Raw genomic sequence first — 14,164 nt, 5'->3', positions numbered from 1 at the left:
ATTATGCGTAAAACAATTTTAGCAGCGGCGCTAGTGCTTGCATCTGGCCAATCATTTGCTGAGGACCCAAACAGCCCAGCGGTTATGAGTAACTTTAGTTACGACTACTTCGAAGCTCGTATCGGCGCAAGCCCAGTGACCTTCGGCGGTGGCGTGAGCAAGTCCATCCACCCTAACGCACACTTTATTGCTCGCATTGACTCAGAGTTTGAAGGCGATTACGACTCAGCGGTCGGTCTTGGCTTTCACGCACCGATCAACAACTGGGCGGATCTGACCGGTTCGATGCTCTTCCGTATGGTGGATTTCAATGGTCGCAACAACAAGAGCACTGAAACAGGCATGCAGCTTAACTTAGGCGTTCGTCAGTGGCTTGGGCCACAACTTGAAGTCGGCGGTGGCGGCGGTTACTTATCGCTCGACGATAAAGACCAATGGTTAGGCTCTGTCTACGCACGTTTCCACTCCACCGAATTGTTCTCTCTCGGTGCAGAAGCTCGAATCAACGACTTCTACGGCGACCAATTGATGTTTACCACGCGTTTCAAGTTCTAACACATCACGCTCATCAACGTGTATTGATAAGCAGCGCTCAAAGCGCTGCTTTTTATTGTCCGCAAGTTTTATTTCCAACGCAGCGCCTTGATTTAACCCACATTTCTCTTTCGCCCGTAAAACTTTTGTTTTTTTTCGTTCATAATGAATGAATCGCAATGCGGCTCCGGTCTACTTGTTTATCGCAACCATTCAATACGTTCATCAGAAAGGATACTCATGACAAGGTTTATCACACTCTTCACCTCGCTTCTTGTGACGTTTAGTAGCCTAGCGGCCGACAACTGGAATCAGGTAGTTGAAAAAGCCAAAGGGCAAACTGTCTATTTTCATGCTTGGGGTGGCAGCCAGGAGATCAACAACTACTTGCGCTGGGCAAGTTCTGAACTAGAGCGTCAATACGGCGTGACTCTGAAACACGTCAAAGTGACGGACATTGCCGAGACCACGACTCGCCTGATTGCTGAAAAAACGGCAGACAAAAACATCGGGGGCAGCGTTGATATGGTGTGGATCAACGGTGAAAACTTTAAATCGATGAAAAACAACGCTCTGCTTTATGGTCCATTTGTTGAATCGCTGCCCAATTGGCAGTATGTCGATAAATCACTGCCCGTTGACAGTGATTTTTCAGAGCCAACACTTGGCCTTGAAGCACCTTGGGGGGTAGGACAGCTGGTGTTTATCCATGACACCACCACACTGAATAATCCGCCCGCCTCTTTTAGTGAACTGTTAAGCTACGCTAAGGCCTACCCTAATCGTGTCAGCTACCCTCGCCCACCCGAATTTCACGGCACAAGTTTTTTAAAAGCGCTGTTGATTGAACTGACTAACAATGATCCATCGCTCGCCAAGCCCGTGTCTGAGGCCCAGTTTGATGCAGTGACGGCATCACTTTGGCAATATCTCGATGAGTTTCATACGGTCGCGTGGCGTCAAGGGAAGCAATTTCCATCAGGTACCGCAGAGACTTTGCAATTGCTCGACGACGGACAGTTAGACTTGGCGATTACCTTTAATCCCAATGCGGTTTTTTCCGCTCAAGCAAGCGGAAAGCTGGCCCCAACCACGGCGGCCTATGCGATGGAGAGCGGCGCCCTGTCTAACATTCACTTCTTAGCGATTCCTTGGAACGCCAATGCGCCCGAGGGCGCCAAGGTGGCGATTAACTTCTTACTCAGCCCAGAAGCGCAATCACGCAAAGGAGATTTGAATGTGTGGGGCGATCCGTCAGTGCTTAAGAATGAGGTGTTACAGGGCAGCGCGAAAAATACAACGCTGTTTAAATCTGTGGCGGAGCCGCACCCAAGTTGGCAATCCGCACTCGAAGTCGAGTGGCAGAAACGCTACGGCCAGTAGCCAGCAAACCAATACGAGAGCCAGATGTTTAGAGCGACGTATTTCATTGTTTTACTGATCTGCATCATGCCCATTATGCCCGGCATATTGGGTGTGATGCACTCTTCTTTGGGGTATATGCCGGTCATCGGCTTTGACCAAATCACATTAGCTGCGTATGACACTGTGTTGCAATGGCCGGGAGTGGGACGCGCCATCGGCAGTACCCTGACCAGCGCACTGGTGAGTACCTATCTTGCCTGCGCCATCACCTTTGCCATCTTACAAAGTTTGTGGATGAACAAACATTGGCGCAAGGTAGAACTGCTGCTCTCCCCCTTATTGGCGATGCCCCACGTCGCGTTTGCCATTGGCTTTGCCTTTCTCTTCTCACCGACCGGCTTGCTGGCACGATGGGCGAATCAATGGTTGATGATGAGCAGTGATACGCACAATGCAGCATGGTTGATCCATGACCCTTACGCCACAGGCCTAACGATAGCTCTCGCACTCAAAGAGGTGCCCTTCTTACTCTTAATGAGTATCCCGGTACTTGGCCAGCTTAACCTTCCTAAGCTCGCCCAGGTGTCTCATTCGCTCGGATATTCGTGCGCACAAATGTGGTGGAAAGTGGTGCTACCACAATGGCTGAGAAAAATGCGCTTCCCTCTGTTTGCCGTGATCGCCTACGGCGTATCCGTAGTCGATTTAAGCCTGATTTTGGGGCCCACCAACCCGCCCACCTTTGCGGTGATGATTTGGCAGTGGTTTAACGATCCTGATCTCAACGTCTTACCTCGCGCCGCTGCGGGCGCCGTCACCCTGTTTGCCATCGCATCAAGTTTGCTGCTTGCCGTGGTCGTGATTGAAAAAGCGATCACGCAATTCTGGTCTGGCTGGCAATATTCTGGCCGCGCCGGATTGGCTTTACCTGGCAAATCTGTGTTTACCCTAAGTGCGCTGCTTGCCGCGTCAATGCTGCCCATCATGCTGGTTTGGAGCGTCGCACAGCGTTGGCGTTTTCCGGACTTATTGCCCACGTCTTGGAGTGGCCGATTTTGGCACAATGAGTGGCAGAACGTGTTGCCAACCATCAGCGATAGCTTACTCCTAGCGCTTACCGCAACCACCATTGCCCTAATAGCCGCCTTGGTGTGCCATGAGTACCGGCTGCGATCGCGTTTGCATGTGCCTGGATTTGTCATCGCCTTGCCGATGTTGGTCCCACAGCTCTCTATCTTGTTCGGCTTACAAGTGGTCACCCTATCGATCAACAGTGACCTCTACTGGGTATGGACAGTCTGGGCACACGTGTTCTTTGCGTTTCCTTTTGTCTACCTCGCCCTCGATGGGCCTTGGAGAAGCTACAATCTCAACTATACCAAGGCAGCGTTGTCACTGGGCAAGTCGCCACTGAGCGTCTTTTTCACCATCAAGGCGCGACTGCTGTTTCCTGCAATCTGTTACGCTTGGGCGGTGGGGGCCAGTGTCAGCCTCGCCCAGTATTTACCGACCTTGATGCTCGGCGCAGGTAGAATCGCGACGATCACCACCGAAGCTGTGGCACTTTCCAGTGGCTTTGATCGCCGTGTCACCGCCATTTACGCAATCTGGCAAGCCTTACTACCCTTTGTCTTTTTTAGTGGTGCCTTGCTGTTGAGCCGCGCTGTCACCCGGAGAACAACACGCCGAGTATCAGAAAGCGCCGTAAGCGCCACTCTCACATCCAATGCTGTAAAGGAAGATTCCACTCATGACGCTCTATCTCAAAAACCTCGCCATCCATAATCGACAAGGAGAGGCACTACTGCATGACCTTGATTTAACGATAGAAAATGGTGAAGTCGTCTGTGTCATGGGCCCTAGCGGCTGTGGAAAGTCGACACTACTGAATTTGATTGCGGGTCACCTCAGTGATGACTTTCAGGCGCAAGGAGAGATCATTCTTGATGAGCGAGAGATCAATCAGGTTGAGGCCCACCAGCGAGAAGTAGGGATTTTATTTCAAGATGATCTCTTGTTTCCTCACCTTAATGTTTGGCAAAACCTCGCCTTTGCTCTGCCCAATCAAATTAAAGGTCAGCAACGAAAAAAAGACGCACTGCAAGCCCTTCAGAGTGTCGGCTTGGACGCGTTAGCGAACCAATATCCTGAGCATATTTCTGGTGGTCAGCGTGCTCGTGTCAGCCTGATCCGCATGTTGCTGGCCAAGCCTAAATTGGCGCTACTTGATGAGCCGTTTAGCAAACTCGATCAAGAGCTCAGAGTCCAGTTTCGTGACTGGGTGTTTTCACAGCTAAGCAAAGCGCGCATCCCCACGCTACTGGTCACCCACGATGAACAAGATGTGCCGCCCGAGGGACGTATTTTGCATTGGCGTTGGGGGAAATAATCATGCTCGATAGAGTGAGTATTCGCGTGATACGTGCACCGCTAACCCTAGCGGCTAAGGGATTGGATAAGCTTGGTGTGACGGCCAACCAAACCACACTATGTGGATTTTTTCTTGGCGTTTTGGCTTTGCCAGCGCTGATCGTTTCTCGCTACGATTTGGCGCTGTTTTTCATCGTCGTCAATCGACTCTGTGATGGCTTAGATGGCGCGCTGGCACGTAGACAAGGGATCACCGATGCGGGTGGATTTTTAGATATCAGCCTCGATTTTCTGTTCTATTCTTTAGTGCCATTTGGTTTTGTCTTGGCCAACCCAGAGCAGAACGCCGTTGCGGGAGCCTTTTTGATTTTCTCATTCATCGGCACCGGCTCAAGTTTTCTCGCCTTCGCCGTTTTGGCAAGTAAACGAGGTATTGAGAACCCGATCTACTCTCACAAGTCGCTCTACTACATGAGTGGGTTAACAGAGGGCACAGAGACCATCGCCTGCTTTATTCTGTTCTGCCTATTACATGAACACTTCGCCCTGATAGCCTATGTGTTTGGCGCAGCATGCTGGTTTACCACCTTCACACGGATTTATTCTGGCTTCCATACACTGAAATCAGCGCCATAAAGCAGGCATCTTGAAGTCATCCACTTACTGCGAACCCTCGCTTGAAAATCAGGGCTTCAATGACCGTTCGATAGCTCTATTATTCGATAACTAGGCGTTAGCGAAAACGCAGTACTTTCAGCGCGGCCTCATCGTCGACATCGGCAAATTCAGGCGGGTTCGCTAGGCGCTCAACAAACGATAGTTGCGGCGCCTCACTTTGCATACCATCAATAAGGAATTGGCTTGTCACTTGCGGTGAGTTGACACACGCCAGCACTTCACCGTCTTGCGCCAATAAATCGGGCAAGCGACGCAAAATCTTTTGGTAATCTTTCGTCAGCGCGAAACTGCCTTTTTGAAACGACGGTGGATCGATAATCACTAAATCATACGGACCACTTTTCTTGATTTTTCCCCACGATTTGAAGATGTCATGGGCCAAGAACTTCACTTGATTGAGATTGTGGCCATTGAGTCTGTGGTTATCTCGTCCTTTGCTCAATGACGCCTTGGCCATATCGACGTTGACCACTTGATCGGCGCCTCCTTCTATAGCGGCGACGGAGAAGCCACAGGTATAAGCAAACAAGTTAAGCACGTTTTTATGGCGCGCGTTCGCTTTGACCCAATCCCGGCCAAAGCGCATATCGAGAAACAACCCGAAGTTTTGATTTCGACCAATATCGAGCTGATACTTCAGTCCAGATTCCACCACCACAGGGTGACGGTCTAACTCACCGAACAACACTTCCGTAGGCGCACCTTCACTGTATCGGTGTTGAATCACCACTGAACGCCCGCATTTTTCACGCCAAACATCGCGCTCGGTCATGGCGATAAGCGCCGCTTTAAGTGCCTGCAAACTCTCGTCGCTGACAGGTTTAAACAGGTTCACCATCAACTGACCATTGACCCAATCACAGGTGATTTGCTCTAGCCCTTCATACTGACGTCCGCGGCCGTGAAACAGACGTCGAACTTCATCGCTCGCCTCTGACATCGCATGGGTCAACTGTGTGATCAATGATTCAATGGGCAGTAATTGCATAGGTCGTTATCCGTTATTTGATTAGCCGTTATTTAATGGTTGGCCAGTTGGGTGTCCAAGGCGTCAGCCAAGCGTCGATACTTTGTGATACTGGTGCCTCACGCCATTTATTCCCCAGCGTCTCGTGCTCGCGTGGGTCACAGACAAACTGGTAGCGCTCACCTTGATAGTCAAAGCCGAGCGCAAACGCGTGTAAGTAGCCTCTATCGGCTTGGGAGCTGGCATTATAGATTGGATCACCCACAATGGCCGAGCCAATAGATTTTAGCGCTACCCGAATCTGATGAGTTTTTCCAGTATGTGGCTTACACAAAAACAGACGCTCGCCAGGCATCGCCGCGGCAGAGAAAAACTGTGTCAGCGCTGGGTTACACTGTGTATTGATTAACTTCCAACTTGCTCGGCGCGATCGCGTCATGTCACCACTGATCAATCCCTGCTTCTTTTTTGGTTTTTTGCTGCCGATTGCCAGATAAAACTTACTCACCGTTCGTTTCGCAAACAGCGCTGATAGCTCACTCGCGGCCTGACTGTTTCTACCTAGAAGCAATAACCCGGAGGTCATCTTGTCAAGGCGATGGATAAGATAGAGTTTGTCATCCCCCGAGAGACTCGCGATAGCTTGCAGAAGCAGCGTATCACCGTCGTCTTTGTGTACGGAGACACCGGGGTGTTTGTTGATGATAAGAAAGTCTGGGTGAGTGTGTAGAATATCAAACATAGACGGGCCTTTACTTGGAAAGGCGAGTATACCGATTTGAGGCGAAAGCGAAATAGCAAAAAACCTCCCAGAGGGAGGTTTTTGTTTATCAGGTCAACGCTTAGCGATTACAACTTCTTAGAGAAGATACCCGCCAATGCGATGATACCGATACCCAGCAGCATGATTTCGCCTTTACCGCTATCAAAACCAGATTTGATACCCATGAAGGCAACAATCGCGATAGCAACAGGGATAACGAATTTCACTAGGTTGTACCATAGACCGAATAGTGGGAAAGACACTTCGCCATCGTTGGTGATTTCTTTCTTCAGGTCGTCACGGTTCAGTCTCCAGCCTGCGAAGATACAGATCAACATACCACCCACTGCTAGGAAGATTTTATCCGTTAGTAGATCGAAGATGTCAAACGCACCGGTATCAAACAGTGTAGGACCGACGCCACCAAGAGAAAGCGATGCAATGATACATAGTGTCGCCATTACAGCGCCTGAACCAATTACCGCTGTTGAACGCTTCAGACCTTTTTCATCGATAAGGTAAGACACAACCACTTCAAGTAGAGAAACGGAAGAAGTCAAAGCCGCCACTGTTAGACCAATGAAGAACGCCAGAGCAAGCAATAGACCTACGACACCACCCATTTCAGCAAACAGTTGAGGTACAACCACAAATACTAGACCTGGGCCCGCTGCTGGCTCCATACCGAAAGCAAACATTGCTGGGAACATGGCGATACCGGCAAGGATAGCAACACCGGTGTCCATCGCAGTAACGATAGCCGTGTTCTGTACTAGATTCTCTTTCTTCTTCAAATAAGAGCCGTACGTCAGCATTGCACCCATACCCAAGCTGAGCGAGAAGAACGCTTGACCTAGTGCTGCTAGTACTACGTTGCTGTCAACTTTCGAGAAATCAGGGCTAAATAGGAACTCCAGACCCGCTGTCGCACCTGGTAGCATAAGACCACGTACCGAAACCACGATGAGGATTAAGAAAAGCAACGGCATAAGAATTTTGCCTGCTTTTTCGATACCACCAGAGATACCTTTGATAACGATCATGATGTTTAGGAAAAGGTAAACCGCCATCCAAAGGAGAGGCTGAACAGGATCAGAGATGAAACCACCAAAGCTGCTACCAATCGCGTCCGGTGTGCTAAGTAGACCACCACCGACTTTAAACACGTAAGCTAGCGCCCAACCACCAACGACTGGGTAGAAGCCCATGATCAATAGACCACTGAACACACCCAATACGCCGGTAAAGGCCCAGCGACGGTCCGTTGACTTGAACGCGCCAACCGCAGAAAGACCTGTCTTACGACCGATCGCAAATTCTGTCAGCATGACGCTGAAACCGATAACAATAACGAACACTAGGTAAATCGCAACGAACGCGCCGCCGCCGCTTTCCCCAGCGGTATAAGGAAACTTCCAGATGTTACCCAAACCAACAGCAGAACCTGCTGCGGCCATGATGAAGCCTAATTTAGACCCCCACGTATCACGGGCTGATGAACTTGATGTAGCCACGGTTACTCCATTAAAACTTGATTGATGTTGTGTATGCTTCTGTTAGGCGTCTTTAAAAGTTATGTGTATATTATTTTTTACACTTTTAAGAATTTAGAGTGACGCTAACGTTGTGGTAAGTAAACCAGTTTACCAGTAAAATTGGAAGCCCTGCCAAGTACAAATTACCAACATATTTGTAACCTGCGCAGTTAAATGCTGCTTTTTTGACCTAGCGCGCATGCTTGTGTCTTCGTTTTACAATTCTCTAACACAATCGTTCTGTTTCGCTATACGAAACCAGTCTGGTATATAAGCCGTTCTCTACCCTATTACACATTCATAAATGTTATGCATTTGTGTCCATAGCAAACTTTCAAACGCTTGTTGGAAAACGGGGCTCGAAGTAAGATGGACAAGCTATTGCAGTCTTAGGTTGATTGATGGATAAATTTTACCAGTTCCTCACCCTCGCGGGGATCGTACTCTATTGGATACTTGTTGCTGGCGTCACGCTTCGTGTCGTCCATAAACGGCGCGCTGTCAGCGTATCGTTAGCATGGTTGATGATCATTTATATTCTTCCCGTGGTGGGCGTTGGGTGCTATTTCTTATTTGGCGAACTTAACTTAGGTAGAAAACGCGCCGAACGGGCGAAAGAGATGCTCGCTCCCTTTGCAACTTGGTTCTCAAAACTCAATGATTGCCATGCACACTCCCCTGAGATGTTTGGCCGCCACATCACCCGCATTGACGAACTGTGCAATAATCGCCTCGGTTTGCCCGCCTTATCAGGCAACTCATTATCTCTGCAGAGTTCACCCAATGAGATATTGCGCTCCATCATAGAGGATATCGAACACGCTCAATCGAGCATTCGAATGGTGTTTTACATCTGGCACCCCGGTGGGCTCGCCGACTCTGTCGCCTCTGCCCTTATTCGCGCGGCAAAGCGAGGCGTAAATGTCAAAGTGTTGCTCGATTCCGCAGGCAGCCCGCGCTTTTTTAGCAGTGATTGGCACACCATGATGAAACAAGCGGGCGTCGAGGTGGTTCAGGCGCTCGAAGTGAGCCCGTGGCGTATTTTTCTGCGTCGCCTCGATTTGCGCCAACATCGCAAGATCATCGTTATTGATGAAAAAGTGGCGTATACCGGTTCGATGAATCTGGTCGATCCTGCCCATTTCAAACAAGATTCCGGTGTCGGTCAGTGGATCGACATCATGATCCGCATAACTGGCCCCACCGTCAATGTCCTCTCTGCCATCCATTGCTGGGATTGGGAAGTGGAAACCGGCCAGCGCAGCTTACCCTCCATTCCAGAATGCCGAATAGATCACAGGCAGACCCAGCACCCTGTGCAAGTGGTCCCTTCTGGTCCCGGGATGCCTGAGCATTTGATCTCCCAAGTTTTAACCTTGGCGATCAATCAAGCCAACCAATCCGTGCGCATTACGACGCCTTACTTCGTCCCGAGCGCCGATTTGTTGGAAACCTTGAAGATGACCGCTCAGCGAGGCGTCAAAGTAGAACTCATCATTCCACACAAAAATGACTCACTGATGGTGCAGTGGGCATCTCGCGGCTTCTACGCTGAATTGATGCAAGCGGGTGTGTCGATTTTTGAGTTCTATGGGGGGTTATTGCACACCAAATCGGTCGTGATCGACGAGCAGTTCTGTTTGGTTGGCACCGTCAATATGGACATGCGCAGCTTATGGCTTAACTTCGAGTTGACCCTTGCCATCGATGACGTGGCGTTTACTAAAGAGATGTATTGGTTACAGCAAAGCTACATCGAGAGTGCCTATAAGGTGGAGTTAGAGCAGTGGAACGAGCGCTCTCTCTATTCCCGCTTCTTAGAGCGTATCTTCTACTTGTTTAACCCACTGTTATAAGGCTTGATCATTGCCGCTCGCCATGTTTTAAATAGAGGTTCGTTTCATTGGCAACGCAGCAAAGACAAGGACTTAAGATGTCAGAGGGCAAACAAACAAAATTCGTCACCGCAGGTCGTGACAAAAAATGGACCAACGGCGTGGTCAACCCACCCGTGCAACGCGCCTCAACCGTGGTGTTCGACACCGTTGCGGAAAAACATCACGCCATGGTCAACCGCGCGAACAAAACCCTCTTCTATGGTCGTCGTGGTACTCACACCCATTTTGCCTTTCAAGATGCGATGGTCGAGATTGAAGGTGGCGCAGGGTGTGCGCTGTTCCCCTGCGGTACGGCCGCCATCTCCAACGCGATTCTCTCTTTTGTCGAGACGGGCGATCATATTCTTATGGTGGATACCTGTTACGAACCGACACGTGATTTCTGTAACACCATCATGAAGAAGATGGGCGTCTCGACGACCTACTTTGACCCTATGATTGGCGAAGAGATCGAATCACTTATCCAACCTAACACCAAAGTGCTATTTCTCGAGTCTCCAGGCTCAATCACCATGGAAGTGCAGGATGTCCCGACGCTCGCCGAAATTGCGCATAAACACGATATCATTGTGATGCTCGACAACACTTGGTCAGCGGGCGTCCACTTCTCACCGTTTGAACATGGGGTCGACATTTCGATTCAGGCGGCAACCAAATACATCGTTGGTCACTCGGACGTCATGCTAGGTACCGCGGTGGCAAATGAAAAGTACTGGGATCAGTTACGTGAGCAAAGCTATTTGATGGGGCAATGTGTCTCGCCGGATGATGCTTATCTAGGTCTGCGCGGCATTCGCACGCTGGATGTGAGACTAAAACAGCATGCGCAGAACAGTCTGAAAGTCGCCCAGTGGCTGGCCAATCGTCCAGAAGTGGATCACGTTCGCCACCCTGCGCTCGATACCTGTCCGGGTCATGAGTTTTTTGCCCGTGACTTTACCGGCGGCAACGGGTTGTTTTCCTTTGTACTCAAAACCAGTTACCCAAGAGCCACCACCGCCCTACTCGATGGAATGACGCATTTCAGTATGGGCTACTCATGGGGTGGATTTGAAAGTTTGATTTTAGCCAACGAGCCAAAGAGTTTTAACAGTTTACGCACGGTAGCCAACCCGAACTTCACTGGCACCTTGATTCGTGTCCACATTGGTCTTGAAGACGTTGACGATCTGTTGGCCGATCTGGAGGCGGGTTTTCAGCGCTACAATGCTCTCATTGCCGAAAAAGCGGCTCAGTGACAAATACCAAGCAGCCAATATGACAAAAGCGCCACGAAGGCGCTTTTGTTTTATGGATGATGCAGCGAGAGTGATTCACTAAAAGTGTCATCCTTGATAATACATACAAATACGATTGCCATCGACTTCACGAATCGTGAAAGGCAGCTCGTAAATATCACTTAATACCGACTCTTGAATCACTTCCTGCGTTGGGCCGCTTTTCACCACATGCCCCTTTTTCATCGCAATAATGTTATCCGAATAGCAGGAAGCGAAATTGATATCGTGAATCACAATCACAATCGCTTTGTTATTTTTATGCGCGAGACGCTTCAATGACTGCATCATATCGACCGAGTGTTTGATGTCGAGGTTGTTCAGTGGCTCGTCTAAAAATACGTAGTCGGTATCTTGAGCAACGACCATAGCGATAAACGCCATCTGACGTTGCCCGCCTGACAGCTGATCGATAAAACGATCTTGAATATCAGTGATCTCCAATTGCGCCAACGCATCGTCAATGACCGACTGATCCGCTTTGGTCAACCGTCCTTGTGAGTAGGGGAAACGGCCAAAGGCGACCAACTCACGCACCGTAAATCGCATATTAATGTTGTTGGATTGGCGCAGCACCGCAAGATGCTTAGCAAGCTCTTGGGTTTCCCATTGATTGAGTGGCTTGTCGCCAATCACAACCGTTCCAGCATCACTGTCGGTCAAGCGGCTCGCCATAGCAAGCAGCGTACTTTTTCCCGCTCCATTTGGGCCGATAATGCTCGTCACCTCCCCGAGAGGGAACAAAGCATCAGCATTGTTGACCACATACTGTTCGTCGTATTGTTTACTTAATCCACGGATGGTAATCATTTTGCTCGCCTTAACTGAGTTTTTCTCTGCTCAACAACATTAAGAAATAGGCACCACCGACAAAGTTGATGATGACACTAATCGTGGTTTGAAAATCTAATAGGTTCTCAACCATCCACTGCCCACCTACCAACATGACAATCGACAGCAAACTGGCACCAACCAGTAACACTCGATGCTGATAGGCGCGAAACAACTCGCGCGTCAGTGCCACCACTATCAGACCAAAAAACAGCACCGGACCGACCAACACTGTGGAAATGGAAACCAAAATGGTGATGGCAAACATCACCCTCATCGTCAGCTTTTGGGTATCGACACCGAGACTTTTCGCGTTCGCCTCTCCAAGCCAAAAAACGTCCAACTGTGGAGAGAGATAAAAGAGGTACGCCGCGCTCAAAGAGAGAGGCAACAGACTCCAGTAGACCAAGTCACCGTTGATGTTATTGAAACTCGCGAACATAGACCCCTGAATCATGATAAATTCATCGGGATCGACAATCATAGTGAAGAAGCCGGTGACGCTGCTAAATAGACTGCTCAACACCACGCCAATCAGCAGCAAGGTAAACAGGTTTCGCTGCGCCTTTTTGAAGTAAAAGCCAAACAGCGTCATGGCGAGCAACAACATAATCGACGTGGAGAGCAAAAAGTTGATGCCGCTGTTCACCACCCACACACTCATACTGCCCAACGTCACCACCAGCAAGACCTGAATCATCACATACAACGAGTCGAAGCCGAGAATACTGGGGGTGAGGATTCGATTGTTGGTGATGGTCTGAAACACCAAAGACGACGAGGCAATCGCCACCGCCGCAATCACAATCGCCAGCACTTTAGGGATGCGACGCGACAAGAAAAACTGATAGTTGTCGACGGTCAGCCCTTTCCCCAAAAAGTAACCGATAAACAGCAGTGACAAGGCCGCCAGCAACGCCATTTTTACGCCATTACGCATTGCTCTTATCCCTTAGAATCAGTGTCACGAAAATGGCCCCGCCTAGGATGCTGATGATCATCGAAATCGGTACCTCATAAGGGAAAATGATCACTCGTCCTAGCACATCACAGATCAGCACAAGCAACACCCCCCAATACGCTGTCCAGGGGAGATTGCGGCGCATGTTATCGCCCATAAACAGTGACACCACATTAGGCACAATCAAACCTAGAAAGGGAATCACGCCGACGATCATCACCACAGAAGAGGACAACACCGCCACCAGCAGTACGCCCACAGTGACGATTCGTTGATAGTTGAGACCGATATTTCTCGCAAAGCTCTCCCCAATGCTCGCCGCGCTAAACCGACTCGCGTAGAGGTAGGCCAAGATCGACGTCGGGACAGCAAGATAAAGCACTTCATAATTGCCTTTGAGAACGGACGCGAAATTGGCCACTGTCCATGAGCCTAGGGTTTGCACCAAATCGTATTTGTAAGCAATAAAGGTGGTCATAGAGGAGACGACATTGCCGTACATGATCCCAATCAATGGCACCAGCATAGCGTTCTTAAATTTCAGCTTTTGAATAAAACGGACAAAGATCAGCGTTCCAAGCAGAGCAAAACTCATAATGATGGTGAGATGCAGCCAGCTTTGCGCCTCGGAGAACAGCACTAGTCCGATAATGTAGCCGAGCATAGCGCAGTCAACCGTCCCCGTGGTCGACGGGGCAGCAAAGCGGTTTTGAACAATCTGCTGCATGATCAAGCCCGCCACACTAAGCCCTGCGCCCGCAAGCCCTATCGCCAACAGCCTTGGCAGCCGACTGGTCACAATGATGTCGAGCGTGTGACTGTCACCAACCATCAGAGACGACAAATTGATCGTCGCCACACCCACAAATAAAGAAGCAATACTCAGTGTGCACAAACCAAGTATTGCGAAGAGAATTTTGTTATTCATTACATAAAGTAGACGGATGGCCGACACCATCCGTCGCTGTCTCAAGGATAAAATTTA

13 protein-coding genes are annotated in these 14,164 nt (G+C 49.6%); 7 read left to right on the top strand and 6 right to left on the bottom strand.

What is annotated here, in order from left to right:
- The first annotated feature begins 3 nt into the window (after positions 1 to 3).
- From AC6R0S_RS09860 to AC6R0S_RS09840, 5 genes are all read left to right on the top strand, one after another.
- A complete protein-coding gene (locus AC6R0S_RS09860; RefSeq protein ID WP_500626877.1) occupies positions 4 to 555 on the top strand; it encodes a hypothetical protein in 552 nt (183 codons plus the stop codon).
- A gap of 219 nt (positions 556 to 774) precedes the next feature.
- Positions 775 to 1,917 carry an ABC transporter substrate-binding protein gene (locus AC6R0S_RS09855; RefSeq protein WP_500637819.1) on the top strand — a complete coding sequence of 381 codons (1,143 nt, stop codon included), beginning with the start codon at positions 775 to 777 and terminating at the stop codon, positions 1,915 to 1,917.
- Positions 1,918 to 1,941: 24 nt separating this feature from the next.
- Positions 1,942 to 3,684, top strand: a complete 1,743-nt coding sequence (locus AC6R0S_RS09850; RefSeq protein WP_500637818.1) for an ABC transporter permease — start codon at positions 1,942 to 1,944, stop codon at positions 3,682 to 3,684.
- On the top strand, positions 3,650 to 4,288 hold the full coding sequence (locus tag AC6R0S_RS09845; RefSeq protein WP_500637817.1) for an ATP-binding cassette domain-containing protein: 639 nt from the start codon (positions 3,650 to 3,652) through the stop codon (positions 4,286 to 4,288). Before AC6R0S_RS09850 ends, AC6R0S_RS09845 begins: the two co-directional genes overlap by 35 nt.
- A gap of 2 nt (positions 4,289 to 4,290) precedes the next feature.
- Positions 4,291 to 4,905, top strand: coding sequence for a CDP-alcohol phosphatidyltransferase family protein (locus AC6R0S_RS09840; RefSeq protein ID WP_500637816.1), 615 nt, complete (start codon positions 4,291 to 4,293; stop codon positions 4,903 to 4,905).
- A 97-nt stretch (positions 4,906 to 5,002) separates the two neighbouring features.
- Here AC6R0S_RS09840 and AC6R0S_RS09835 read toward each other — a convergent pair whose 3' ends face one another.
- The 3 genes from AC6R0S_RS09835 to AC6R0S_RS09825 form a co-directional block, all read right to left on the bottom strand.
- Positions 5,003 to 5,887, bottom strand: coding sequence for a class I SAM-dependent methyltransferase (locus AC6R0S_RS09835; protein WP_500637837.1), 885 nt, complete (start codon positions 5,885 to 5,887; stop codon positions 5,003 to 5,005).
- Positions 5,888 to 5,963: 76 nt separating this feature from the next.
- Complete coding sequence (locus tag AC6R0S_RS09830; protein ID WP_500637815.1) at positions 5,964 to 6,656, bottom strand: TIGR01621 family pseudouridine synthase; 693 nt, start codon at positions 6,654 to 6,656, stop codon at positions 5,964 to 5,966.
- Positions 6,657 to 6,763: 107 nt separating this feature from the next.
- Positions 6,764 to 8,191, bottom strand: a complete 1,428-nt coding sequence (locus AC6R0S_RS09825) for a sodium-dependent transporter (protein WP_500631601.1) — start codon at positions 8,189 to 8,191, stop codon at positions 6,764 to 6,766.
- 422 nt (positions 8,192 to 8,613) lie between these two features.
- Here AC6R0S_RS09825 and cls point away from each other — a divergent pair, with 422 nt between their 5' ends.
- Both cls and AC6R0S_RS09815 read left to right on the top strand, forming a co-directional pair.
- The gene (gene cls, locus AC6R0S_RS09820; RefSeq protein ID WP_500637814.1) at positions 8,614 to 10,068 is read left to right on the top strand and encodes a cardiolipin synthase; all 1,455 of its coding nucleotides are present in this window, start codon (positions 8,614 to 8,616) and stop codon (positions 10,066 to 10,068) included.
- 77 nt (positions 10,069 to 10,145) lie between these two features.
- Positions 10,146 to 11,348 (top strand): cystathionine beta-lyase, encoded by a 1,203-nt coding sequence (locus tag AC6R0S_RS09815; RefSeq protein WP_500632608.1) that lies wholly within the window; start codon positions 10,146 to 10,148, stop codon positions 11,346 to 11,348.
- Positions 11,349 to 11,435: 87 nt separating this feature from the next.
- On the opposite strand, the gene AC6R0S_RS09810 is transcribed toward AC6R0S_RS09815, so the two are convergent.
- From AC6R0S_RS09810 to AC6R0S_RS09800, 3 genes are read right to left on the bottom strand one after another with little or no spacing between them, the layout of a single operon-like run.
- Positions 11,436 to 12,197 carry an iron ABC transporter ATP-binding protein gene (locus AC6R0S_RS09810; RefSeq protein WP_487902069.1) on the bottom strand — a complete coding sequence of 254 codons (762 nt, stop codon included), beginning with the start codon at positions 12,195 to 12,197 and terminating at the stop codon, positions 11,436 to 11,438.
- A gap of 10 nt (positions 12,198 to 12,207) precedes the next feature.
- Positions 12,208 to 13,158, bottom strand: a complete 951-nt coding sequence (locus tag AC6R0S_RS09805) for an iron chelate uptake ABC transporter family permease subunit (RefSeq protein WP_500632609.1) — start codon at positions 13,156 to 13,158, stop codon at positions 12,208 to 12,210.
- Complete coding sequence (locus AC6R0S_RS09800) at positions 13,151 to 14,107, bottom strand: ABC transporter permease (RefSeq protein WP_500631605.1); 957 nt, start codon at positions 14,105 to 14,107, stop codon at positions 13,151 to 13,153. The genes AC6R0S_RS09805 and AC6R0S_RS09800 overlap by 8 nt, the downstream gene beginning before the upstream one ends.
- Between the last annotated feature and the right edge of the window lie 57 nt (positions 14,108 to 14,164).

Source organism: Vibrio sp. R15-SG3-ISO1B, assembly GCF_059833835.1.
The sequence above is the reverse complement of the archived record's forward strand: the minus strand, read 5'-3'. Positions and strand labels throughout refer to the sequence as shown.